At 61.6% G+C, this 22543-nt stretch carries 23 protein-coding genes and 2 tRNA genes; 12 read left to right on the forward strand and 13 right to left on the reverse strand.

Annotated features, from left to right (window positions below):
• Positions 1-51: 51 nt before the first annotated feature.
• Positions 52-528 (forward strand): hypothetical protein, encoded by a 477-nt coding sequence (locus tag MTAI_RS07010; RefSeq protein ID WP_027886883.1) that lies wholly within the window; start codon positions 52-54, stop codon positions 526-528.
• Here MTAI_RS07010 and trmFO read toward each other — a convergent pair.
• Positions 503-1834 (reverse strand): methylenetetrahydrofolate--tRNA-(uracil(54)-C(5))-methyltransferase (FADH(2)-oxidizing) TrmFO, encoded by a 1332-nt coding sequence (gene trmFO, locus MTAI_RS07015; RefSeq protein ID WP_027886882.1) that lies wholly within the window; start codon positions 1832-1834, stop codon positions 503-505. The two genes, MTAI_RS07010 and trmFO, sit on opposite strands and share 26 nt — an antisense overlap.
• A 117-nt stretch (positions 1835-1951) precedes the next feature.
• On the opposite strand from trmFO, the gene MTAI_RS07020 reads away from it, so the two are divergent.
• The 4 genes from MTAI_RS07020 (at position 1952) to MTAI_RS07035 (ending at position 3800) form a co-directional block, all read left to right on the forward strand.
• A complete protein-coding gene (locus MTAI_RS07020) occupies positions 1952-2434 on the forward strand; it encodes an SRPBCC family protein (RefSeq protein ID WP_027886881.1) in 483 nt (160 codons plus the stop codon).
• A gap of 102 nt (positions 2435-2536) precedes the next feature.
• Positions 2537-2950 carry a cobalamin B12-binding domain-containing protein gene (locus MTAI_RS07025; protein WP_027886880.1) on the forward strand — a complete coding sequence of 138 codons (414 nt, stop codon included), beginning with the start codon at positions 2537-2539 and terminating at the stop codon, positions 2948-2950.
• 19 nt (positions 2951-2969) lie between these two features.
• Positions 2970-3614 (forward strand): peroxidase-related enzyme, encoded by a 645-nt coding sequence (locus tag MTAI_RS07030; protein WP_027886879.1) that lies wholly within the window; start codon positions 2970-2972, stop codon positions 3612-3614.
• Between the two features lie 9 nt (positions 3615-3623).
• Positions 3624-3800, forward strand: a complete 177-nt coding sequence (locus MTAI_RS07035; protein ID WP_169729919.1) for a hypothetical protein — start codon at positions 3624-3626, stop codon at positions 3798-3800.
• Positions 3801-3864: 64 nt separating this feature from the next.
• On the opposite strand, the gene MTAI_RS07040 is transcribed toward MTAI_RS07035, so the two are convergent.
• Positions 3865-4470 carry a TetR/AcrR family transcriptional regulator gene (locus MTAI_RS07040; protein WP_036196838.1) on the reverse strand — a complete coding sequence of 202 codons (606 nt, stop codon included), beginning with the start codon at positions 4468-4470 and terminating at the stop codon, positions 3865-3867.
• A 142-nt stretch (positions 4471-4612) separates the two neighbouring features.
• On the opposite strand from MTAI_RS07040, the gene MTAI_RS07045 reads away from it, so the two are divergent.
• From MTAI_RS07045 to clpX, 5 genes are all read left to right on the forward strand, one after another.
• Positions 4613-4689 (forward strand) — tRNA-His (locus MTAI_RS07045).
• Between the two features lie 31 nt (positions 4690-4720).
• Positions 4721-4805: transfer RNA gene (locus tag MTAI_RS07050), tRNA-Leu, on the forward strand.
• 179 nt (positions 4806-4984) lie between these two features.
• On the forward strand, positions 4985-6208 hold the full coding sequence (gene tig / locus MTAI_RS07055) for a trigger factor (protein WP_027886877.1): 1224 nt from the start codon (positions 4985-4987) through the stop codon (positions 6206-6208).
• Between the two features lie 156 nt (positions 6209-6364).
• On the forward strand, positions 6365-6952 hold the full coding sequence (locus tag MTAI_RS07060; protein WP_013013832.1) for an ATP-dependent Clp protease proteolytic subunit: 588 nt from the start codon (positions 6365-6367) through the stop codon (positions 6950-6952).
• Complete coding sequence (clpX, locus tag MTAI_RS07065; RefSeq protein WP_187388511.1) at positions 6939-8135, forward strand: ATP-dependent Clp protease ATP-binding subunit ClpX; 1197 nt, start codon at positions 6939-6941, stop codon at positions 8133-8135. Before MTAI_RS07060 ends, clpX begins: the two co-directional genes overlap by 14 nt.
• A gap of 160 nt (positions 8136-8295) precedes the next feature.
• Here clpX and MTAI_RS07070 read toward each other — a convergent pair whose 3' ends face one another.
• The 10 genes from MTAI_RS07070 to MTAI_RS07115 all read right to left on the reverse strand — a co-directional run bounded on the left by MTAI_RS07070 (position 8296) and on the right by MTAI_RS07115 (position 19094).
• On the reverse strand, positions 8296-8979 hold the full coding sequence (locus MTAI_RS07070) for a DsbA family protein (protein WP_027886875.1): 684 nt from the start codon (positions 8977-8979) through the stop codon (positions 8296-8298).
• 47 nt (positions 8980-9026) lie between these two features.
• Positions 9027-9965, reverse strand: coding sequence for a polyamine aminopropyltransferase (speE, locus tag MTAI_RS07075; protein WP_027886874.1), 939 nt, complete (start codon positions 9963-9965; stop codon positions 9027-9029).
• Positions 9966-10010: 45 nt separating this feature from the next.
• Entirely contained in the window at positions 10011-10418 is a 408-nt protein-coding gene (locus tag MTAI_RS07080; protein ID WP_027886873.1) for an S-adenosylmethionine decarboxylase family protein, read from the reverse strand.
• Positions 10419-10481: 63 nt separating this feature from the next.
• Positions 10482-10970, reverse strand: coding sequence for a hypothetical protein (locus MTAI_RS07085; protein ID WP_027886872.1), 489 nt, complete (start codon positions 10968-10970; stop codon positions 10482-10484).
• Positions 10971-11104: 134 nt separating this feature from the next.
• Positions 11105-11923, reverse strand: coding sequence for an HAD family hydrolase (locus MTAI_RS07090; protein WP_027886871.1), 819 nt, complete (start codon positions 11921-11923; stop codon positions 11105-11107).
• A 59-nt stretch (positions 11924-11982) separates the two neighbouring features.
• A complete protein-coding gene (locus MTAI_RS07095) occupies positions 11983-12822 on the reverse strand; it encodes an HAD family hydrolase (protein ID WP_036196835.1) in 840 nt (279 codons plus the stop codon).
• Positions 12823-12881: 59 nt separating this feature from the next.
• Complete coding sequence (locus tag MTAI_RS07100) at positions 12882-13793, reverse strand: PhzF family phenazine biosynthesis protein (RefSeq protein WP_027886869.1); 912 nt, start codon at positions 13791-13793, stop codon at positions 12882-12884.
• Between the two features lie 42 nt (positions 13794-13835).
• On the reverse strand, positions 13836-15578 hold the full coding sequence (gene aspS, locus MTAI_RS07105) for an aspartate--tRNA ligase (protein ID WP_027886868.1): 1743 nt from the start codon (positions 15576-15578) through the stop codon (positions 13836-13838).
• Between the two features lie 168 nt (positions 15579-15746).
• Complete coding sequence (gene hisS, locus MTAI_RS07110) at positions 15747-17033, reverse strand: histidine--tRNA ligase (RefSeq protein ID WP_027886867.1); 1287 nt, start codon at positions 17031-17033, stop codon at positions 15747-15749.
• A gap of 51 nt (positions 17034-17084) precedes the next feature.
• Positions 17085-19094 carry a diguanylate cyclase domain-containing protein gene (locus MTAI_RS07115; RefSeq protein WP_245453098.1) on the reverse strand — a complete coding sequence of 670 codons (2010 nt, stop codon included), beginning with the start codon at positions 19092-19094 and terminating at the stop codon, positions 17085-17087.
• A 354-nt stretch (positions 19095-19448) separates the two neighbouring features.
• Here MTAI_RS07115 and MTAI_RS07120 point away from each other — a divergent pair, with 354 nt between their 5' ends.
• On the forward strand, positions 19449-21020 hold the full coding sequence (locus MTAI_RS07120; RefSeq protein WP_223299666.1) for an S-layer homology domain-containing protein: 1572 nt from the start codon (positions 19449-19451) through the stop codon (positions 21018-21020).
• A gap of 7 nt (positions 21021-21027) precedes the next feature.
• Here the strand turns inward: MTAI_RS07120 and MTAI_RS07125 are convergent, their stop codons facing one another.
• Positions 21028-21375: a hypothetical protein gene (locus MTAI_RS07125; RefSeq protein WP_027886865.1), complete on the reverse strand. Its 348-nt coding sequence runs from the start codon at positions 21373-21375 to the stop codon at positions 21028-21030.
• A 119-nt stretch (positions 21376-21494) separates the two neighbouring features.
• On the opposite strand from MTAI_RS07125, the gene MTAI_RS07130 reads away from it, so the two are divergent.
• Entirely contained in the window at positions 21495-22514 is a 1020-nt protein-coding gene (locus tag MTAI_RS07130; RefSeq protein ID WP_027886864.1) for a tyrosine-type recombinase/integrase, read from the forward strand.
• Positions 22515-22543: the final 29 nt, after the last annotated feature.

Raw genomic sequence — 22543 nt, forward strand, 5'->3', positions numbered from 1 at the left:
AAGGTATTCGCTTCCCTTGTTGAAGGCCGCTCCATCTGTCAGCGTGGAGCCATGAAAAAGCTTGTTTTTCTGGGGCTGTTGGGGGGCCTTTCGCTGGCTCAAGCCCAGGCGGGCACCTCGCCCTTTGTGGATGTGCCGCCCTGCCACTGGGCCCGGGCCGCCATCGAGGCCATCGCCCGCCCCGACCCCAACCTGCGCCCCCAGCCTTCGGCCCTGCTGGCCGAAAACGCCCTGCGCCAGGTCTTCGAGGGCCTGAGGTGCAACGACCCGGTCTGGAGCCAGCGCTTCCTCCTGAATCCCTCGGCGGCGTTTGGCCAGAGCGGGGTTCGCCTGGATGGGTTTAGCCTCGAGAACCTGCAAACCCAGCTCTCGGGCAACCAGGCCACCCTGCGCTTCCGCCTGCTGGCCGTGCTGGACGGCGCTCCGGTGCGGCGCAGCGGCGAGGCCCAGCTGGTCTTCGGCGAGCAGGGCTGGCAGGTGGTCTACGCCAGTCTGGCGGCCCTCAACCTGCCAGTATTTCCTCGCTGACCAGGCCCGCCGACCGGGCCAGCCAGGCCCGAAACTCGGCCAGGCCCCGGTGGAACATCCGGGCCCGTTTCTCGGACTTTTTGCCCCGTCCGGCTTCGGCAGGCACCAGCCCCCAGTTGGCGTTCATGGGCTGGAAGCCCTCGGGGTTGGCGCTGGCTAAGTACCGCACCAGGCCGCCCAGCATCGTTGCTTCGGGGGGAACCAGGGGGGGGTGCCCCTGGGCCAGCCGGGCCGCGTTGAGGCCGGCCAGAAAGCCGGTGGCGGCGGACTCGAGGTAACCCTCCACCCCGCACAACACCCCGCTTACCAGCAGGTTCGGGTAGGCCCGGAACTGCAAGGTCGGTTCAATTAGCCGGGGGGCGCACAGGTAGGTGTTGCGGTGCATCACCCCGTAGCGCACGATCTCGGCCTGTTCCAGGCCCGGTATGCTCTGCACCACCAGCTTCTGGTCGCCCCACTTCAATCCGGTCTGGAAGCCCACCAGGCTCCACATCTGGCCCCGCCGATCCTCGGCCCTGAGCTGCACCACGGCGTAGGGCTCCTGGCCGGTGCGGGGGTCGGGCAGGCCCACCGGCTTCATGGGGCCAAAGCGCGGGGTGTCGAAGCCGCGGCGGGCGATTTCCTCGATGGGCATGCAGCCCTCGAAGAACTCGAGCTTTTCCCACTCGTGGGGGGTGTGTTTACGGGCCTGGCTCAGCACCTCGTAAAACCGGCGGTACTCTTCCTCATTCATGGGGCAGTTCAGATAGTCGGCGCTCTGCCCGTAGCGCCCGGCCCGGTAGACCACCTCCATGTTGATGCTCTCGCCCAGCACCACCGGCGCGGCGGCATCGTAGAAGCCCAGGAATTCCTCGCCCAAAAGTGAGCGCAGGTGCTCCGCTAGGGCATCGGAGGTGAGCGGGCCGGTGGCCAGCACGGTAATGCCGTCCGGAGGAACCCTCGTTAGCTCTTCCCGCACCACCTCTATGTTGGGATGGGCCTCGAGCACCCGGGTAATCTCCTGCGAAAACCCTTCCCGCTCCACCGCCAGCGCCCCGCCCGCCGGAACCCGGTTCCGGTCGGCAGCCTGCATAATCAGCGAGCCGGCAGCCCGCAGCTCAGCCTGCAACAAGCCCTTGGCGTTGGTCTCGCCCTCGCCCCCCAGGCTATTGGAGCAGACCAGCTCGGCAAAATGGCCGGTCTGGTGGGCAGGGGTCATACGCCGGGGCCGCATCTCGTACAGCCGAACCTGTGCGCCCAGGCGGGCCGCTGTAAAAGCCGCCTCCGCACCCGACAGGCCAGCTCCAATCACATGCACCCTCATCATCCCTGTAGTGTAATCCAGGCTTCACCGCCCGTACACCATTCTGTGGCAACATACGCTCACATCAGCCTGTGCTCGTTGTCTTGCTACTTTGTGCGCAGCCCACCAAGGGAGGTAGCCATGCGTTTCAGGGAGGAGTTGGTGCTCAATATCCGGGCTCCACGCGAGGCGGTCTGGGCGGCTTTTCAGGACTTCTCGAGCTGGCCGAGCTGGGCCAAGGCCATTAAGGAGGTAAGCCGCGAGGGTTCGGCCTGGCGCTTCCGGGCGCGGGGGCAGCCGCCGGTGGATCTGGTCTGGGTGGCCGAGGCCACCGAGCGCCGCCCCCCTGAGTACCTCGAGTTCCGCAGTGTGCCGGGGGTGCCGCACAACCTGGAAATTTCAGGCTGGTTGCGCCTGAGCGAGAGCGAGGACGGGGGCACCCACCTCGAGCTCCTCTTCGAGGGCCACCCCCACTACGACAGCCCCTTGCTGGACAAGGCCGCCGAATGGTATGCCACACTTTTTGGCGAACCCAACAAGCTGCTTAAGGTAACCTTCGAACAGTTCAAGGCCCACCTCGAGAAAGCCCACCATTCCACAAACCTTTCAGCCTCAACAGCCTGACCGCCCCTGCCCATTCGAGGGCTTTTGCGGCGCTATAAAGCTCGGGCAATTTACAGCCCGCGCCACCTGGTTGCTTTGTGTGACGTGCCGTAAGATAGGCGTATGGACAGAAGAATACGGGTGCTCATTGCCAAGCCCGGCCTGGACGGTCACGATCGTGGGGCTAAGGTGGTGGCCAGGGCCTTGCGCGATGCCGGCATGGAGGTCATTTACACCGGCTTACGGCAAACCCCAGAGATGATCGTCTCAGCGGCCCTGCAAGAGGACGTGGACGCCATCGGGCTGTCGGTGCTATCGGGGGCCCATATGCACTACTTTGGTGAGGTGCGACGGCTGCTCAAGGAACAGGGCGCCGAGGATATTCTGCTTTTTGGTGGGGGCATCATCCCCGACGAGGACGTGCCCCATCTCAAAGCGATGGGCGTGGCTGCGGTGTTTGGGCCCGGTACCAGCACCCAGGACATTGTGGAGTTTTTACGTCAAGCCACCCCGCAACGCTGGGCTGCCCAGGGGTAGGCCGCTTGGGAGGGATACCATGGCAACCCCTCGAAAAACCCCCAGGGCCAGTGGCAAGAAGACCACCTCTAAAACCAAACCCCAAGCAATGCCTACCGCATGGGTCAGGGTGCCCGAGGAAAGCGAGCTGCCCGAGGACGTCCGGGTGTTGTTTGGCAAGTTTAGGGAAAAAACCGGCTTCATCCCCAACGTGGCCCGCAACTTTGCCCTCACCCCTGAACACTTCTTGCGCTGGTTTCGCTACTACGACTTCTTGATGCGCAACGAAGACCAGAGCCACCTGAGCCGCAAGGAGCGCGAGATGATCGCGGTGGTGGTCTCTTCGGCCAACGAGTGCGAGTACTGCTTAGCCTCGCACTCGGCCTATCTGCGCGAAATTACCGGCGACCCCGTTTTGCCGGATGTGCTCGCGGCCAACTACCGACGGGCGCACCTGACCCCTCGAGAGCACGCGCTGCTGGACTTTGCTTACCAGATCACCGTTGATTCGGCCTCGATGAGCTCCGCCGATGTGCAGATGTTGCGAGCCATCGGGCTTTCCGACGAGGCTATTTTCGAAGCGGCCCAGGTTGCGGCCATGTTCAACTTCACCAACCGCATCGCCAACGCCATGGGCTGGGTGCCCAACGAAATCTACTACTATCTTCATCGCGACAAAAAGTAGGCGGGTGTTATGGAAGGACTGAAGCCGTTTGGTCTATGGGCTCTGATTGCAATCCTGGTGGGCGCACTGGTCTACCTGGCCCAGTGGCAGGGCTGGATTTCCACCGCCTTTCCGTACTGGGCGCTGGGTATGGTGCTGGTTCTGGCGTTGGGCTTTGCCAATCTGCTGGCCAAGGGGCCTCGCTAGCTACGCAAAGACCTCCAGAGGCCATCTTTTTGAAGCCAGGAGCACGCCCCTCGGCCACCCTTATTTACTGGGCGCCGAGGGTTCGGAAGATTAGCTTGCAGTAATGGCTGGAGAGCGCCTCGAGGGTTAGCTTGCCACCAGGACGGTACCAATGGTATGTCCAGTTGAGCGCCGAAAGCACAAATAGGGTGGCGAGCCGGACATCCTCAACCTGAAACTGGCCCTGCTGCGCGCCTGTTTCTATGACCCTGCGGAAGTGCGCTTCATAGGCGTCCCGTCGGGCGGTGATTTTTCTTTGTAGGTCGGGGTTCAGGAACTTCCACTCGTGAAAGAAGACCGTGGCGTTGTCCAGCTCGCGCACGATCACCTCGAGGTGCCCCTGCACGAGGCGCTCGAGCTGTTCCTTGGGTGAAAGATCGGAAGGTACAGCCTCGGCGCTGCTCAGGAACTCGTCCGCGGCCCGGTTAACCAGCTCAAACAGCACCTCTTCCTTCGACTGAATGTGAGCATACAGGCTACCCCCCTGCAGGTTCACAGCCTTCGCCAGATCTCGCATTGAGGTAGCATGAAACCCCTGCCGGCTAAACAACTGACCGGCCGCATTGAGAATTTCGCTGCGACGGTTGGCCTTTCCTTCCCTGGCTTCCTCAAACGAACGGTTGTTCGCCACCTTGCTGCGAGTATAGGGTGTGTGGGGGTGACCGTCAATCCAGATTGTTCAGGGCAGGTTGTTTGAGCTGGGGTTTTGCCGATTTCTCTGGCTTGACGATACAGGAGGCGAAGCCTACAATACCTTTTGCTGCTGCGACGCGGTGAGCGTAGCTCAGCTGGTTAGAGCACCGGTCTGTGGAACCGGGGGTCGTGGGTTCAAGTCCCATCGCTCACCCCAAAGCACATGGGGAAGAAGTCTCTTCCCCCTTGCGCGGATGGTGGAATTGGTAGACACGCGAGACTTAGGATCTCGTGCCGCAAGGTGTGGGGGTTCAAGTCCCCCTCCGCGCACCAGCTGGCCCCGGCAACCCGGGGCTTTTCTTTTTGATGGTTATGGGTCGTCATACCAGGTGCGGTTAGTTTGGCACCAGCTTGATGATCTTTTTGAATCCGGTGTCAGGGTGTATCTCAAACCCGCTTGGGGTTGTAAACTATGACCTTGGCGACCCCCGCGGTCGAACTCGAGGTGTGTTGTGGCAGAAATTCTAGAACGTGATGGCTACAGGGTAAAAATCAAGGTGGAGGTTCCGGCCAGCCAGGTCGAACAGGCTTACCGCTCAGTTCTAAGCGATTATGCCAGCCGGATTAGGGTGCCAGGCTTCAGGCCTGGGAAGGCCCCGGCCAAGGTGGTTGAGGCCAAGATAGGAAAAGAAATCCTGCTGGGCGAGGTAAAAGAAGCCTTGCGTGACGAAACTTTCCCCGAGGCGGCCCGGGAGCTTTCGCTTTTGCCGGTGGGGGCGCGGGTTCTGGAGGAGCACCTGACTTTTGGGGAACCCTTCGTTTACACGGTGGAGGTGGAGAACTACCCGGAGGTAAAACTGCCCGACTGGCGCAGCTTCAGGCTCGAGGTCGCAACGCCCGAACTCACCGAGGAGGTGGTGAACCGGGCGCTGGAAGACCTGCGCAGCCGCTATGGCGAGATGGTCGCGGTCGATCGGGAGGTTCAGGCCAACGACCATGTCTTTATCGAGACTGAAGACGGGGGGCGCTTCCCGGTGGTGATGGAGAACGCCCAGCCCCACGTGCGCGAGGCCTTGCTGGGCAAGAAGGCCGGCGACGAGGTTCTGGTGCCGGTGAAGGACGGCGAGACCGTGGTGCGTGAGGTCAAAACCAAGATCCTGGAGGTCAAGGCCCTGCAGCTTCCTGAGTTGGACGACGAGTTTGCCAAAACCGTCGGTGAGGACAACCTCGAGGCCCTGACCACCAAGGTTCGCGAGAGCCTCCGAGCGCAGTTTGAGCGGGAGACCCGCAACGCCAAGGCTTCACAGCTCTTGGAGAAACTGGCCGAGGCCCTCGAGGTGGAGATACCTCCTTCCATGCAGCAGCGCGAAGAACGCAGCCTGCTCGAGAGCCTGGCTGAGGATCTGCAGCAGCAGAGGCTCGATATCAACGAGTACCTGCAGCAGCTCGAGCGAGACGGCAAGCTCGAGGAATTCAAGCAGAACCTGAGTCAGAACGCTACCAAGCGCCTGCGCCGCTCCCTGGCAGTAGAGGCCCTGGCCGAGGAGCTCAAAACCACACTGAGCCAGGAAGAGTTCGATGAATTCCTGGCCGAGCTGGCCCGCTCTTACCGCACAACACCTGCGCGGCTCCAGAACGAACTTGGTCAGGAAGCCCTGGCCCGTCTCAGAATACAGCGCCTGCACGATAAAGCCTTGCTCGAGGCGGTGCAGATCCTCGAGGGCACCCCGGCCTAAACCTCCGCCCAATCCAGATCCCCCTAGCCGGCTCAGGGTAGGGGGGCTTTCTGCTTTCAAGGCGGGCTTATCACGCTTGTTGACTGGTTTTTTGGGGGATCGCTATGTGCGCCAATGCCCTCTTAGCCCAGCCCGCCGGCATACAATAGAGCCGATATGATCGTTCCATATGTCATCGAACAAACCGCTCGCGGTGAACGCGTTTACGACATATACAGCCGCCTGCTCAAAGACCGCATTATCTTCTTGGGTACGCCCATAGATGCCCAGGTGGCTAACACAGTGGTGGCGCAGATTCTCTTCCTGGCAGCGCAAAACCCTAACCAGGAGATCCGTATGTACATCAACTCGCCCGGCGGCGATGTGGATGCTGGCCTGGCCATCTACGACACCATGCAGTTTGTGACGGCCCCCGTCTCGACCATCTGTGTGGGTCTCGCTGCTTCCATGGGGGCGGTGCTGCTGGCTGCGGGCGAGCCGGGTAAACGCTACGCCCTGCCCCACTCCAAGGTCATGATTCACCAACCCTGGGCCCGGGGCCTGGGGGGGCAGGCCACCGATATTGCGATCCAGGCTGAACAAATCCTCAAGACCCGCAAGGTGCTCAACACTATTCTGGCGCGGCACACCAACCAGCCCCTCGAAAAAGTGGAGCGCGATACAGAGAGGGATTATTACCTCACCGCCGAAGAGGCTGCAGCCTATGGACTGGTAGACCAGGTGGTTAGCCGTGAAACGCACTAAGCCCTCCTGTAGCTTTTGCGGCAAACAGCACCCTGAGGTGGCCCAGCTCATCGAATCACCCATGGGTGAGGTGTACATCTGCAACGAGTGTGTGGATCGGGCCAGCGACCTGCTCGCGGCTGAGCCCAGGCCGAGTTTTGTGGGGCCCCGCCATCTACCCAAGCCAGCCGAGATCAAAAGCTTCCTGGATCAGTATGTGATTGGTCAGGAGCTACCCAAGAAGACCCTTTCAGTTGCGGTCTATAACCACTACAAGCGCTTGCTGCATCCGGAGGCCGAGGTTCAGAAGTCCAACGTGCTGCTGATTGGCCCTACCGGAACGGGAAAAACCCTGCTGGCCGAGACCCTGGCCCGGATGCTGGATGTGCCTTTTGCTATCGCCGATGCAACCACCCTGACCGAGGCTGGCTATGTGGGCGAGGACGTAGAAAACGTGCTCCTGCGCTTGCTGCAAGCGGCGGATTTCGATGTCCAGGCGGCCGAGAAGGGCATCATCTACATTGACGAGATCGACAAAATTGCCCGTAAGTCGGAGAACCCCAGCCTAACCCGTGATGTTTCGGGTGAGGGGGTGCAGCAGGCCTTACTTAAAATCATCGAAGGCACCGTAGCCAACGTACCGCCGCAGGGGGGCCGTAAGCACCCCCACCAGGAATTTATAGCGCTGAATACCAAAAACATCTTGTTTATCCTGGGTGGGGCTTTTGATGGCCTCGAGCGCATCGTGCAGTCCCGTGTGGATCAGAACCCCATCGGCTTCACACGTCCCAAGAAAACTGAGGAAAAGCCCGAAGTGATCCCGGAAGACCTGGTGCGCTTTGGTCTGATTCCCGAGTTTGTGGGTCGGATGCCGGTGATGGTGCAGCTCGAGGCCCTGGACGAAGAAGCCCTGGTGCGCATTCTGACCGAGCCCCGCAACGCCCTTATTCGGCAGTACCAGGAGTTGCTGCGCATGGAAGGTATCGAGCTTCGCTTTACGCCGGGGGCCCTTCGTGAGATCGCCCGCCGGGCTCTAAAACGCGATACAGGGGCGCGTGGTTTGCGAGCCGTTATCGAGAAGGCGATGGTGGAGCTGATGTTTGAATTGCCCACGTCAGGCATTAAAGAGGTGGTCTTTGACCTGCCCCACCTGGATAAACCCTTGATGGCCCTCGAGGAGGCCCGTTTGCGGCAGGCCTCCTGATGCTAGATTCGGTTGGCTCGGCGCTGCAAGGCGGCAAACCAACCCAACCGGAGTTATCCGCGCAGCGGAGGGTGATACCGCCCCTTGGAAGGGAGTGCCCGGCATGACCAAGCCACGACCCTCGCCCTAAGGCGAGGGTCGTGGGGTGTTGTAGCTTGTGCTAAGGCTTGGCGGGGCTGCTGCTACCCCCCTGATCGCTGCTGGGCTGTCCGGCCAGGGCCTTGTCAAGAATTTCCCGCCAGCTATCGTAGGGGCGCTGGCCGGTGTACTTTTCCCCATTCACAATAAAGGATGGGGTTCCGGTCAAGCCCAGATCGGTTGCCAGCTTCTGATCGGCCAGAACCCCGGCCCGCTTGCTTCCCGACTTGAGGCACTGCAAAAAGGTGGCGGGTGCAATCCCAATTTGCCCCGCCAGGTCGGCAAAGTAGTTGTCAAGCGCATCCCCACTCAGGCCTGCCCACTGCATCTGAGCGCGGAAAAGCGCCTCGTGGTACTCAACGTACAGGTTGTTGTCAGCCGCGCAGGCTGCCGCCTCCCCAGCCCGGATCACGTTTTCCTGCCCACCAAAGGGAAAGTCGCGGAAGACGTAGCGGATTTTCCCAGTATCGATGTAATCCCGCTTGATAAGCGGGAATACCTCGTTGGCGTGATCGCGGCAATGGCTGCATAGATAGTTGGAAAAATCCACCACGGTTACTTTGGCCTCGGGGTTGCCGATCACAAAACGTGCGCCAGCGGCCGCGTCCGTGGGGCCGGCGGTGGGTTTAGGCCGCAAGAACACAAATAGCACGGCGGCTATGGCGATAGCCAGAACAGCCACTACGACAAAAAGAGTTCTCTGCATGGCTTAGATTCTATGCCTTGGTGATTAGAAAATACACCAACCGCAGGCTATGCCTGGGACTGCCGTGCATCGCCTTCGTCGGTCAGCCAGAAGGGGGCTGCGTCCCGCGAGACCATGGTTTCAGCCGCAATGGCTTCTTTAAGGTCTTTGGGTAGGACAAACATGGCCTCGATATAGGGTGCGTCGAGGTGTTTGAGCGGTAGCTGCCGCTCGAGGATGCGGGCCTCGAGGGTGCCCTCGCTAAGGCCGGTTACGTCCACGGCATCGGAGGCTACAATAAAGCCAAAATTGAGCATAAAGCCGGGAATGTAGTTGTGATAGCTGCGGGTATGCTTAAAAACCTGCTTGACCGTATGGTGCACAACCGGGTGCATTTTGTGATGGGTGAGCAGGATCATGCCTGCCTGCATGGCCATCAGCCCACCGGGGTTGAGGCGCTGCTTGATCAGTTCGTAGAACTCCACTGTGAAAAGCAGACGGGCTGGGTTGTCCTCGCCGATGGGGTCGTTCAGGTCAACGATGATGACATCGTAGGTATCGGGGTGGTTGGTCAGCCAGGCTCGAGCGTCCTCGGTTACGATCTGGGCTCGAGGATCGTCGAAGGCCCCCTGGTGCCACTCCGGTAGCAAGGCGCGGGCCATCTCGACCAGCTCCCCGTCGATGTCGCACATCACAGCTTTTTCCACGCTGGGATGACGTAAGACCTCACGCAGCGTGGCCCCCTCACCGCCCCCCACGATAAACACTGTGCGGGGGTTGGGATGGGCTAGCATGGCTGGATGCACCAGGGTTTCGTGGTAGATGTACTCATCTCGCTCGGTTGACTGCACGTCCTTGTCCAGCACCAGCACCTTGCCAAAAGCGCTGGTCTGGAAGATGAAATAGTCCTGGAACTTGGTGCGCCCTGCCGCCAGCACCTTGTTCATGCGGCGGTAAAGGGCCTCGTAGGGTGTGACCTGCTCAAGAAAGTACATTCCGTATTGCATAGCGATTCCTCCAGTTGGACTTCAGCCTGTCAAGGCTAGCACGCGTTAAGATGAGTCGCTGGCTTGAGCGGCCTGGGTACGGCGTTTGATCTCGTGCTCGTTGCCGCGCCAGAAGCGGAAGGCCGATTCCTCCTGGGCGCCAAATGCCCGGGCCAGCCCGCGCAGCACCGATTCGGGGTCTACGTCGTGTTTATAAAAGTAAAGATCGAGCGCGGCCGAGGCCTTGTCTTCGGGCCAGGTGTGCATCATTACCGCGGCTACAGGCGAAAGCACCGCGGCGGAAAGCCCCTGCGGGTAAAACTTGTAGACCGTGGCCTGTACGCTTCCGGGAGGTGCGCCCAGCTTGAACACCGCGTCGCGCAGGGCCAGCTCAACCAGCTTGGGGTTTTCAAGCACTTCCAGGTTGCAACCGTAAATTTCGGCAACCCAGCGGCCTCCAGAAATCGTGCTCACGGCAAAATATCCTAACATAGATACTTGCAGCGGCGAAACGATCCAGGGCCTGTCGCGGCTGGGCTACGGCACAGGGTGGGCATAGGCGCGTTTTTGCCAGCGTAGGGCCCAGACGCCGTGGGCCACCAGCACCAACAGAATTATTGCCCCCAGCGCATCCATGGGTTCAGCGCCGGAGAGCAGCCAGCCGAGGGGGCTTGGCGTGGGCAGCCCGGTGGTGCGGGTGAGCACGTAGATAGCGGCCGTAAGGCCCCCGATGGCTTGTCCTGTCCAGACAAACGGACGGGCCTGTGCTTTGGGCACCATGCCATTGTGCATGAAGCCCAGCATCAGAATGAAAAACCCAGTGGCCATAAGCAATGCGATGCCCCACAGCATAATTTGTGCATAAAAGAAGGCTTGAGGCTGCTCGAGCAGCCATTGGTTCGGGCTGATAGCGCCACAAGGCCCCCCACCCAGCGGCGTACCGGCCCATCCCAGGAGTTGCAGACCAAAGGGCGCGAACATCAAAGCAACCAGCACGCCGAGTTCCCGGTCGCGAATACCGAACATGCATTCATACTGGCGCCAGGGCCGGGGTTTGCGAAGGGAAGAATATCCCGGCTTGTATACCAGATTTGCTTATGGTTGACTGCCTTTTTGAATTCTAGAGCACCCCTTCCAAGGGGCGGTATCGCCATCTGGTATTACAACTGGTTTTGACGGTTGTACGCCAGAATGTACTCGATCGCTTCGGCAAAGCCATCTTCGCGCACGTGCCCGGTGACGTGCCTGGCGGCGGTGCGGATATCGTCTACCGCATTGCCCATGGCGATGCCAAGCCCGGCCTCGCGGATGGCCTCGAGGTCGTTGTGGCTGTCGCCGATCATGGCGATTTCGCTCAGTGACAGGCCGTAGTACTGGGCCAGCCAGCGCAGGCCAGTGGCCTTGGAGACGCCTTTGCGAATAACCCCAGCGATGACCTCGCGGGGGCTGATGTACTCGGCCAAATCGATGAAAGGCAGGCGGATCAGCTCGGGCTTGATGCTCTCCCACAGGCCTAGGTCACTGACCACGAACCACAGCCGTACCAGGGTTTCTTCAATCTCCTCGAGGCGGGCTGAGCGGGCTTCAACCCCGGTGATCTCGACGTGCGATAGCAGCTCCGGGGGCATCAACCCTTCCTCGTAGTAGCGCCCCCCCTCGGCCCCCATCAGGTCGAAGGGCAGGGCATGGGCTCGAGCCAGCCCAACCAGCTCGGGAAGATGGGGCAGCGCATGTGCCTCCAGGGGACGGCCCGCCGCATCACAGACCGAGGCCCCGTCGTTGAAAACATGTGCCCCGTTGGGCTCCAGGCGCTTGGCATACTCGAGGCCATGCCCCCCCTGGGGCCGCCCCGTGCATACCGCGAACTTAAGCCCATGGCGGCGTCCTTTTTCCACCGCCTCCCAGGCCGATGGGGGGACACCTAAGGTGCGGCCGGCATAAAAGGTTCCATCGAGGTCGAGTGCGACAAGTTTAATCATGAGCGTATTTAGATAGCACTTTCACGAACATAAGTTATCGTGAAAATAAACACAAGTTTTTACCATTGCATGATTATCGCCAGGGCCTGTTCGAGTCCGCAGGCCTCCGCTGGCCCAACCACCCGTTTTGCTGCTCGCTTAACCAGCTCCGGCGCATTCCCCATGGCAATGCCTAAACCCGCCGCCTGGATTAGCTCGAGGTCGTTTTCGCCATCGCCCACCATGGCACACCGACTCAGATCCAGGCCCAGCCGGGCTGCCACCCACTCGGCCGCTGCCCGTTTAGAGACGCCGGCAGCTGTGACCGAACTGAAACCCACCCCCGGCATGCCCGGGCTGGTGGCCTCGTGCAGCTCTACTTCTGGCATCTGAGCAATTTGTGCGCGCGCCAGCTGCCAGCTAGGGGAGTCCCGCCAGACGAACTGCACCCGCACCACCTGCTCACCCACATTGTCTAAACTGCGCATGACAGCCGGGCAGCCCAGCATGCTTTCGTGGTACACCAGATCGGGGTGCTGGCTTTCACGATAAAAGCCGCCCTCAGCGGTATACACCTCGAGCGGTAGCCCGTGGGATCGGCCCAGGGCCAGGAGCCTTTGATAGATCGACGGCGGTAGGGCAGCGGCCTGTAGCACCTCACCCTGTCCGGAGAGCACCACAGCCCCAGACTCGAAAATGTGCAGGCCCGCAGGATCCAGCCGCTTGGCATACTCAAGCGCGAATCCTCGCCCGGGACGTCCAGTGCAGATACTCAGGTGCAAGCCGGCGGCTCGAGCCCGCTGGGCGGCTTGCCAGGCGCACTCGGGTACGCCCTGGGGCCCAAAGAGGGTGCCGTCGATATCGATTAGAGCCAGTTGGATGGACGGGGCTGTGGTTTGCTGGGGTATCTTCTGGGTCATAAGTCTGCACGCCTGTAAGTGTTTTGCTGATTTCCGGATGCAAAAAGATATCCCGGTGCTTAGTTGGGGCTTCCGCCCAGCTCTACCACCCCATGCTCGGCCACCACCGCCGTACCCCCGATGAACACCCCTAGAATGTTGCCCGCAGGGCCGTAGGAAACCCGCACCTCTACCTGGCCGGGGCCGCCCATGCGGTGGCCCTGGGTAACGCTCAGGGATACCTCGCCCTCCCAGCGGGGCACCACCCCGGCGCGGGCCAGCAGGGCACCAAGGGCTGCGTTGGGCGAACCGGTCACGGGATCCTCGGGGATGCCCAGGGCCGGGGCAAAGGTGCGTGCATAAAAGCGGCGGGGGCCGTAAGGCGCGTAGGCGTGAATGGTGGCCACCTCGAGCGCGTCGGAGAGCTCGGCCAGCTGCTCCATGTCGGGCTCGAGGGCATCCACCAGCCCGGGGGCCACCAGTGGCATAAAAAGTGTCCACAAGCCGGTGAATGTGATGCCGTAGGGCAGCCCACGGTGTATATAGCGCTCGTTGGCCCCCATCACCTCGATGATCTCTTGCAGGGTTTTCCAGGGAGGGGGGTCGCGGAAGCGAGGGCTGGGGCTTTGCACCGTAGCCCGTCGATCGGCCACCTCAACCAAAAGCGACTCCCCAATGGTGCGGAAGTAAAGCTTTCGCGGATCGCTGGAGGACTCCACTTCCCTCGATAGGGCAACGGCCAGGGCCACCGCGGCATGCCCGCTGAACTCCACCTCACCATTGGCCGCGAAGAAGCGTACTTCGAAAGCACTGCCCTCCCGGTGGGTTACAAAAGCGGCCTGGGGCTGTCCCAGTTTGGCGGCCACCTGCTGCATCTCCTCGGTGGTGAGGCCCCGCGCATCCAGTACCAAGGCAACCCGGTTGCCGCCGCCCGGCACCTCGGTAAAAGCATCGGCCAGCTGGTAGGATATGCGCCGACCCTCCCTAGACATGCCTCACCCCATGCGTGTTTGCAAATATGCCCCACCGTTCGCTCATACCTTGCTCCGCACAGCCAGTCCCACTGCGGCCAGCTGGGCCTCATCCACCGGGGCGGGGGCGCCGGTGAGGGTCTCCTTGCCCTCTTTGTTTTTGGGAAAGGCGATCACCTCACGAATCGATTCCTCGCCGGCTAGATGGGCCACGAAACGATCCAGCCCCCAGGCAATTCCCCCGTGGGGCGGTGCACCGTAGGATAGCGCCTCGAGCAGGAAGCCAAACTTCTGCTGGGCTTCCTCCGGGCTGATGCCCAGCAAGGTGAACATACGCTCCTGCAGGTCGCGGCGATGAATACGAATGGAGCCACCCCCGATCTCGCTGCCGTTGAGCACGAAATCGTAGGCATAGGCCCGCACCCGACCGGGGTCGGTGTCCAGCAGGTGCAGGTCTTCTAGGTTGGGGCTGGTGAAAGGGTGGTGCATATAAGTCCAGCGGCTTGCTTCCTCATCCCATTCCAGCAGGGGGAAGTCCACCACCCACAGGAATTTAAAGCCCGGCTTAATCAGGCCAAGCCGCCGCCCAAGCTCCAGCCGCACCGCTCCCAGGCCCTCGACGGTCTTGCGCCATGGGCCGGCCACCAAGAGCAGGGTCTGCCCCTGGGTGAGGCCCAGCTGTTCGGGTAGATGGGGGGGGATGTAGCGGGCAATCCCGCCCGATAGCGCCCCGTTTTCGAACCGCGCCCAGGCCAGGCCGGCGGCGCCTTTGCTTTTTGCCGTGGTCTCGAGCTCCTCGATCTCCCGGCGGGAGAGCAGGCCCGGCACCACCAGGGCCTTGACCACCTCGGCCCCGGCGAACGCGCGAAACTCACCCCCCTTAAAGGCCTCGGTTACGTCCTGTAGCTCCAGCCCAAAGCGCAGGTCGGGCTTGTCGGAGCCATAGCGGTTCATCACCTCGGCATAGGTCAGGCGGGGGAAGGGGAGGGTGGGTTCCTGGCCCAGGGTCTCGCGCAGGATGAAAGCGGCCAGCTCCTCGTTGAGCGCGATGATATCCTCCTGGGTTACAAACGACATCTCCATGTCGAGCTGGGTGAAGTCGGGCTGGCGGTCGGCCCGCAGATCCTCGTCGCGGAAGCAGCGGGCAATCTGGAAGTAGCGGTCGTAGCCGGCCACCATCAGCATCTGCTTAAAAAGCTGGGGCGACTGGGGCAGTGCGTAAAAGTGGCCGGGTTCCAGCCTCGAGGGCACCAGAAAGTCCCGTGCGCCTTCGGGGGTCGAGCGGGTGAGGTAGGGGGTCTCCACACTGATAAACCCACGCGCGTCCAGGAAGCGATAAATTGCCGCAATCACCTTATGCCGTAGCCGCAGGTTGTGGTGCAGGCGCCTGCGCCGCAGATCCACCACCCGGTTTCTGAGCCGCACCTCTTCACCCACGTGTGGATCGTCTTCGCCGCGCCAGCCCGCATCGATGGGGAAGGGTGGGGTTTTGGCCTCGGCCAGCACCTCGATGCGTTCGGCGATGACCTCCACCGCCCCGGTGGCGAGTTTGGTGTTGACCTGATCAGCCGGGCGAAGTCGCACCGAGCCTTCCACGCGAATCACCCACTCAGCCCGTACCCGGTCGGCCTCGCTAAAACAGGAGGCCTCGGGGTTGACCACCACCTGGGCCAGTCCTTCACGGTCGCGCAGGTCTATAAAAATCAGGCCACCCAGGTTGCGCCTGCGGTTAACCCAGCCTTCCAGTACCACCTTTTGACCGGCATGATGTTCGCGTAACTCCCCACAGTAAAGCGTACGACGCATAGGCTTTAGCATACCTTTTTGTGAAAAGTTATCAAAATCGAAGTGTGGCAAATATTTTTATCACGAGCACTTTTTATCGTGAAATATATAACAAAATATCACCTGATCAGTTCAGCGCCAAATAAGTGGGCGCCAGGAGTCAGAATGCCCGTCTTTCCGAATCCGGTATCACTTTATCTCCGGGCCCTCGAACAGGCTGTGAAGCTGCAGGGGCTCGAGCGCCCTTTGCTCACCGGTTTCCAGGTGTTTCAGGGTAACCACCCCTCGAGCCCGTTCATCCTCGCCGATGAAGCCCACATAGCGGGCTCCTTTCTTGAGGGCCTCCTCGAGGGCCTTGCGCGGGCTTTTGGGGGTATAGCCGATCTCCACGTTAACTTTAGGCCGGAGCTGCTCGGCCAGGGCCAGCACCTCGATTTTAGCCGCCTCGTCCAGGGGGGCCAGGTAGAGGGTAGGGCAGGGGTCGGCTGGCAAGGCCACCCCCTCCTGCTCGAGGGCAATCGCCAACCGTTCGATGCCGATGCCAAAGCCCACGCCGGGCACCGGCGGGCCCCCCAGCATCTCCGAGAGGCCATCGTAGCGACCACCGCCCCCCAGGGCCGACTTGGCCCCAATACCGGCGTGGTGCACCTCCCAGGCGGTGCGGACGTAGTAGTCCAGGCCCCGCACCAGATTTGGATCCACCGTGTAGGCAACCCCCAGTCGATCGAGGTAGTTGCATACCTGCTGGTGAAATTTTTGCGCCGCCGGGCCCAGAAAGGCCAGCATGGGCTTGGGCTGTAGTTCGGCGATGAGGGCCTGGTCGCGTTCACTCTTGGAGTCCAGGATGCGCATGGGATTGGCTTCGACCCGAACCCTCGAGTCCTCCGATAAATCCTTGGCATAAGGGCCAAAAAGCTCCCTCAGGTACTGGTTATAGCGCAGGCGATCCTCGGGGTCGCCCACCGAGCCCAGCTTGACCTCGAGGTGCTTGAGGCCAAGGGTTTTGTAGATTCGCACCATCAGTGCAATGGCCTCGGCATCCAGCAAGGGATCCGACAAACCCAGGGCCTCGTAATCGACCTGGTGAAACTGTTTATAACGCCCCTTCTGCTGACGCTCGCCGCGAAAAATGGGCCCCCAGGTGAACAACCGAACCGGCTGCGGCCAGACCTTCATGCCGTGCTCGTTGTAGGCCCGCACGATGGATGCAGTTGGTTCAGGGCGCAGCGCCAGAAGCCGCCCCCCCCGATCCTCAAACACGAACATCTCTTTTTTGACCACGATGTCGGAGGTGAGCCCCACCCCTTTTTGAAAGACCTCGAGGTACTCGAAAATGGGGGTGTAAACCATCTGAGCCCCAGCCCCGCGCAGGACTTCCTCGGCGGTGGATACAATGTAGCGAAAAACCGGCTCGCGAAAAGGGTATTCCTTGGCCTGGGCAAAGATGTCGTTGGTTCCGGGAACGGCCTTCAACATAAGCCCCATTCTAAGCCGGGCCAGGCCGGCCTGGGCTAAAGCGCAGGTGCCCTATCCCTCGAGCCCGTCGGTGCTGGTTTTGGGCGAAGTTCCGTTTTTGTCGGCGTACATTCGTTGGTCGGCCAGCTGCAGAAGGGCTTCAGCCGTCTGGGCTTCTGCGGGGAAACTGGCATAGCCGATGTTGGCCGAAAGGCAAACCCCGCCCAGGCAGATCTTCGAGATGGCCTCGAGGATCCGGGCCCCTACCACCCCGGCCACCTCCTTGGGCGTCTGAGGCAGCAGCACTGCAAACTCATCCCCACCCCAGCGGAAGACCATATCGCCGGCCCGCTGGGTCTGGCTAAGTGCTCGAGCCACCGCCATCAGGGCCTGATCGCCCATCACATGGCCGAGGCGGTCGTTGATGGGCTTAAAGTTTTTGAGATCCACCACCAACAAAGTGAGGGGGTACTGGTAGCGGGCTGCCCGCTCACACTCTTCCTTGAGACGCCGATCGAAGGCCCGGCGGTTGTACAGGCCCGTGAGGCTGTCGGTGAGGGCGGCTTTTTCCATGGCTTCGCGGCTTTGCAGTTCGCGGATCAGCGTGGCAATCGGAGTGGAGAAGAGCTGCACGGCGTTGAGGGAGTCCTCAGCAAAGGCCTCGCTGTCGTGAAGGTTATCCAGATTCAGATAAGCCAGCACCTTTCCCTGGTGGCTTACCGGCAAGCACAAATTCACCGCACAGCCCTCTGGCAAAAGCTGTGTCTGGTAAAGGATACGGGGCTGGCCTCGCAGGGCCAGGCTTCTAGCGAGACCATACCATTCCAAAAAAGCCGCCTCGCTCCAGCGCTGTTCGCAGGCCCATACCGGGCCAATTGCCGCCTGGCAGACGTATTCATCCCCTTCGCGCATCCACAGACTGCCCGCATCGCTGCCGGGTACCAATTCCACAGCGGCCTCGAGGATGTGCTGGTGCACCTGTTGTGAGGGGTAGGACCAGGCCTCGGTGAGCAGCCGGGTGATCCGCTGGTGAAGCTCCTCGAGCAGCACTCGCTCCAGGGCCGAACTGATCAGGCGTTCCACCCCCAGGAGTATCTCTTTGCGGCTGCGCGTCCAGGCCACCGGCTTTCGACTGCCCAGCACCAGCACCACCCGACCTTTCATGGCGTCGCGGGTGTGAACCGGGTAGGCCACGACACTCTCAAAGCCCAGCGCTTGCAGCTCCGGGATGGCCTCGGGAAGGCTCGAGTAATTTTCAAAGAATTGCGCAGCCCCCGACTGGTAAGCCCGCCAGGTCAACCCGTGGTTGTAGGGGAGCTTGCGGGTCAGCGGCGTAAGCTGAGGCCTTAGCTCTCTGGGGATGCGCCAGGCCAGCCCGTGCATGGCCCCCTGGCGGTATTGGAAAACCGCTCCGGCTTCCATATCCAGCGCCGACATCAAAAAACGCAGCGCGTCGTCGGCAATCCTGTGCTTATCGCTGGCCGAGGCCAGATGGTCGGCCACCTTCAGCAAGAGACGGCGCAGCTCGAGGTTGTGCAGGTGCTCGAGCTGCCGGCTAATGGCCTGGGCCAGGCGGAAAAACAGCTCACGCTCCTGCTGCTGCCAGGCGTCTTTGCTCAGAAACTGCAAGACCGCCACGGTTTCATCGCGTATTCGCAAGGCCACGGCCAGCTCGTGGAGCTCCGGTTGTGCAACAGGCACCCACCAGCCCAATGGGGAAGCCCTCCGGCGATCCTGCGCGCTTTGGGCATTCCAATGAACCTGGCCTGGCAACTGCCAAGCCTGCTGCACCAGCGGGCTGGGGGCCTCGGGCGGCCGGGTCCCCGGATCTTCCAGCAAGGATAGCTGGCCGGTACCCGAAGGAACCCAGACCAGGAGCCGGCTACCCTGCAGTAGCTGGGCGAGCATGGCAGGGAGTTGGCGCAGGAGCTGCTCGCGGTTTCCAAAGCGGGGGACGACCTCGAGGCCCTGCAGAAAGACATCCTGCAGCTGTGCCATCTGCTGGGCCTGCTGGTGCGCTTTTCGCAGGCTACGCCCCACCTGATCAGCCAGGTAGGCCGATAACAGCAGGATAAACCCCATGACCAGGTAATCCAGCAGGGTTGTACGAAAAAAATCAGTACCGCCAGCGAACCCAGGGCCGAGGCCAGCCCCACCCTGAATCCGTAGGCGCTGGCGGCCACTGCGATAAAAAACATCATCCACGGCAGCGCATGAATGCCCTCCCGGTCTAAGGCGTACGCAGCCGCAACCGCCAGGATAGAGCTCACCAGGATGATGGGGTAGGGCAAGGTCATGGTTGGCGCACCGATCGCGCTTACTTTATCAAAGTTTTGTTTTACACACCCATTAGAGCCACACCAAAGGGGTGTTTTGTAACGCTTTTCAGTGATTAATGCACTAAAAAACCCGATTTAGAAATCTATCATGCCGCTCATGAGGATTGTCTCATTTGTTACGGTCTTTGTAACGGTCTGGAGCCTGGCCCTTCCGGTGGATGTGCCCGGTGACCACTGGGCGGCCCCGGCGGTGGAGGAAGTCGTTAAGCGCGGGTGGTTGCAGGGTTACCCCGGTGGCACCTTCCGGGGCGAGGTGGCCCTCGACCGCTACCAGCTCGCCACCACCCTGGCCAGGGTACTGGCCGACAGCCCGCTGCCCATACGAGAAGCCGAGGTGCGCTTTAAGGATGTCAAGCCCAACCACTGGGCCCTGCCCGGAATCCGTCGGATGGTAGGGGAGGGGCTGGTACAGGGTTTTCCCGACCAAACCTACCGCGGGGCGTCGGTGCTGACCCGCTACCAGCTTGCGGTGGTGCTGGATAAACTGGCCCAAAACCTGGGGGTGGTGTTCCCGGCCAAGGCCATGCGTCCAGGCGATCTGCCCAGCGGTCACTGGGCAGAGGCGGCCGTATTACGGATGACCGCCCTGGAAGTCTTACCACTGGGTTCGGACGGTCTTTTCAGAGGTAGCGAGCCGGTGAGCCGCTACCAGATGGCCCGGGCCCTGTGGCGCATCGGCCAGCTTACATCTGCAGGCAACCCTGTACAGATCAGTTCACCGCCGGCCGCTGGGACTGTCCAGCAGGCCCGGTCGGCCCCGGCAGCCGGCAACGTCGAAGCGCTCACCCGTGTGCAGGCCGTTCAACCGCCGGAGGCCGGGCAGAGCACCCCCCTGGCCGCTGTGAGCGGGGTTGCTTTGCCAGCGGAATGGGCCGAGGCGGCGCTCGAGGCCAGCTTAGTGCACCTGGGACAGGCCCGGCCATTTGGCCGCGCCTGGGCCACCTTCAAGCACCACAACCGGCAAGCCATAGGCCTCCTGCGACTCGAGGAAAAACCCGTTTTGGAGGCCTTTTACCCGCTTAACGAGGCTGTGTCGGTAGCCAGCGAGGGCTGGGCCTGGCTCGAGGGTGGACAGAAGCTTATGCACCTTGACCTGAAAAGCCAGGCTGCGCGTTACTTTGGCCCCATCGGCCAGCGCGAGGCTCGAGAAGCCCTGCCGCCTGTGTTTGCAGCCGGGGTGGAGCAAGGCCTGCTGGGCGGGGTGGCCCTGGACGAAAGCCGCAACTACCTGGCGCTGATCAACGGCCGGCCCCTGTGCCTGCCCGACTGCAGCAAAGCCGCAGGCTCGGTGGTTTTGCGCCTGGTGTTGCTGGGCCTCAACCCGGACGGCTTGTTCGCCGAGTACGCTTACTTGCTCGAGGCCCCCGGCAGCCGCGTGGTGGGCCTGGCCTGGCCCAAGCCCCGGCTGCTTCTGGTACATGAGCACGATGGAAAGACCAGTCGAATCTTTGCCGTGGATCTCAACGAGGCCGACGACCTGGCCTTTACCGAGTGGGACAGCCCGGAGGCGGGCCTGGAGTTGAGGCCGCAAGTAAAGCCGGTGGTGAAGAAGCTGGTGCTCGAGGCACCCCTGGAACATCCCAGCGGGCTGGCTATCCTGAGCCCGACCGAGGTCGCCACAGTTCAAAAAGGCCTGGTTCGGCTGCGCCTGGAAAAACCCTTGTGGTAAAAAGCGATTAGCTAGGTATGGTGAGCCGGGTGGGGTTGGGGGCCTGCATAGATTCCTCCTGCTCCGCCTGGCGCACCACAGCCTCACTACCAAGTAGGTTCACCAACTGCTCCCGGGAAACCAGCCTGCCCCCGTGCATATACACCAGTCCCCGCCGCTGGTGGGTTACCACGAAGGGCACCCCATTGTGGTAACGCACCATGGTGTTGTGTCTTCGGGCATGCCGAAGCATGCGCGAAAGCGCCCGGACGTTCCGATCTGCTTTTTGCTGTTGGGTGTGTGGATACCAGACCGAGAACAGGATGACGAACACCAGGCCCGCCATCAGCAGGGCTGCCACAAAGTTGGTTTCCATACGCTGCGCAGTATAGCCAGGGGTGTTGTGGTGGGCTGCGTTACCTTAAGGTTTGCTAAACAGGTTGACACAAAATGTCCACTTATTTCCCTAAGTGCGCATTTTGTATACTGGAGGGCATGTTGGTTCCTCTGACAAACTGGCACGACCCAGCCAAGCGGCGCCTCGAGGCCATCCGGGCCGCCCACGAGCGCAACCCGGCGGTTTTGCTCGAGCTGCTCGAGGCCTACCTCACCCTCAAAAGCCGCAAGCGGGCCACCCTGAGCCCGCGCACCCTCGAGAACTACCGGCTGGCGGTGCGCGATTACCTGGCCTGGGCCTGGTCTGAGACCCAGTCGCTGGAAATTCTCAAAGTTTCCGGGGATGACCTCGACCGCTATATCGCCCACCTACAGCTTTACGGCGGCAACCTCGAGCAGGCCCTACACCAGCGCTTGAAACCTGGATCAATAGCCACCTATCTGGCCGGCGTGCGGGCTTTTTATCGGGCGCTCGAGTGGGCCAACGCCGCCAAACTCCCACAAGTGCACTCACCCCGCGACCCCACGCCTCCGGAAGAGCGGCGCCCGGCTTTACCAGAGGATCTGTACAAACAGCTCCTAAACCATCTGTCCGGAACGGAACCCGAGCATCGCCGCGATCGCATCGCGGTGCGCCTGATGGCCGAGGCGGGCCTGCGTATTAGTGAGGTAATTAACTTGCAGGTGGACGACCTGAGCCTGGCCGAGCGCTTGCTGGTGGTGCGCGCAGGCAAAGGCGGCAAGCAGCGCACAGTTCCGCTTTCCAAATCCCTGGCCCAGGAAATTCAGGACTGGCTCAAACTGCGCCTGGCCCACGCCGCCCCCGGCGAGCCGTCGCTGTTGATTAACCTGGGGGGGCGCAAAGCCTACGGGCGCGCCATGACCGATAAATCCCTGCGCCGAATGCTCAACCAGCATTACCGCAACCTGGGCTTCCCTAAGCGTTACTACGGGGCCCACATGCTGCGCCACACCGCCGGCACCCGCATATATAAGAAAAGCCGGGATCTGCACGCCACCGCTCGCATTCTTGGACATGCCAACATCAACACCAGCGCCATCTACGCCAAGATGGATCTGGCGGGGCTGTTTGAGGTGGTGGACAGGCTGGACGACTAGAAGCAGGGGCTTGTGTTAGGCTCTGAAAG

This window comes from Meiothermus taiwanensis WR-220 (assembly GCF_003568585.1).
GTDB classification, from domain to species: Bacteria; Deinococcota; Deinococci; order Deinococcales; family Thermaceae; genus Meiothermus; species Meiothermus taiwanensis.

What these genes read in the sequence shown, in the direction of transcription:
- MTAI_RS07010 (WP_027886883.1), top strand. Translation starts at nt 52, where the DNA reads ATGAAAAAGCTTGTTTTTCTGGGGCTGTTGGGGGGCCTTTCGCTGGCT.
- trmFO (WP_027886882.1), bottom strand. Translation starts at nt 1,834, where the DNA reads ATGATGAGGGTGCATGTGATTGGAGCTGGCCTGTCGGGTGCGGAGGCG.
- MTAI_RS07020 (WP_027886881.1), top strand. Translation starts at nt 1,952, where the DNA reads ATGCGTTTCAGGGAGGAGTTGGTGCTCAATATCCGGGCTCCACGCGAG.
- MTAI_RS07025 (WP_027886880.1), top strand. Translation starts at nt 2,537, where the DNA reads ATGGACAGAAGAATACGGGTGCTCATTGCCAAGCCCGGCCTGGACGGT.
- MTAI_RS07030 (WP_027886879.1), top strand. Translation starts at nt 2,970, where the DNA reads ATGGCAACCCCTCGAAAAACCCCCAGGGCCAGTGGCAAGAAGACCACC.
- MTAI_RS07035 (WP_169729919.1), top strand. Translation starts at nt 3,624, where the DNA reads ATGGAAGGACTGAAGCCGTTTGGTCTATGGGCTCTGATTGCAATCCTG.
- MTAI_RS07060 (WP_013013832.1), top strand. Translation starts at nt 6,365, where the DNA reads ATGATCGTTCCATATGTCATCGAACAAACCGCTCGCGGTGAACGCGTT.
- MTAI_RS07070 (WP_027886875.1), bottom strand. Translation starts at nt 8,979, where the DNA reads ATGCAGAGAACTCTTTTTGTCGTAGTGGCTGTTCTGGCTATCGCCATA.
- speE (WP_027886874.1), bottom strand. Translation starts at nt 9,965, where the DNA reads ATGCAATACGGAATGTACTTTCTTGAGCAGGTCACACCCTACGAGGCC.
- MTAI_RS07085 (WP_027886872.1), bottom strand. Translation starts at nt 10,970, where the DNA reads ATGTTCGGTATTCGCGACCGGGAACTCGGCGTGCTGGTTGCTTTGATG.
- MTAI_RS07090 (WP_027886871.1), bottom strand. Translation starts at nt 11,923, where the DNA reads ATGATTAAACTTGTCGCACTCGACCTCGATGGAACCTTTTATGCCGGC.
- MTAI_RS07095 (WP_036196835.1), bottom strand. Translation starts at nt 12,822, where the DNA reads ATGACCCAGAAGATACCCCAGCAAACCACAGCCCCGTCCATCCAACTG.
- MTAI_RS07100 (WP_027886869.1), bottom strand. Translation starts at nt 13,793, where the DNA reads ATGTCTAGGGAGGGTCGGCGCATATCCTACCAGCTGGCCGATGCTTTT.
- aspS (WP_027886868.1), bottom strand. Translation starts at nt 15,578, where the DNA reads ATGCGTCGTACGCTTTACTGTGGGGAGTTACGCGAACATCATGCCGGT.
- hisS (WP_027886867.1), bottom strand. Translation starts at nt 17,033, where the DNA reads ATGTTGAAGGCCGTTCCCGGAACCAACGACATCTTTGCCCAGGCCAAG.
- MTAI_RS07115 (WP_245453098.1), bottom strand. Translation starts at nt 19,094, where the DNA reads ATGGGGTTTATCCTGCTGTTATCGGCCTACCTGGCTGATCAGGTGGGG.
- MTAI_RS07120 (WP_223299666.1), top strand. Translation starts at nt 19,449, where the DNA reads ATGAGGATTGTCTCATTTGTTACGGTCTTTGTAACGGTCTGGAGCCTG.
- MTAI_RS07125 (WP_027886865.1), bottom strand. Translation starts at nt 21,375, where the DNA reads ATGGAAACCAACTTTGTGGCAGCCCTGCTGATGGCGGGCCTGGTGTTC.
- MTAI_RS07130 (WP_027886864.1), top strand. Translation starts at nt 21,495, where the DNA reads ATGTTGGTTCCTCTGACAAACTGGCACGACCCAGCCAAGCGGCGCCTC.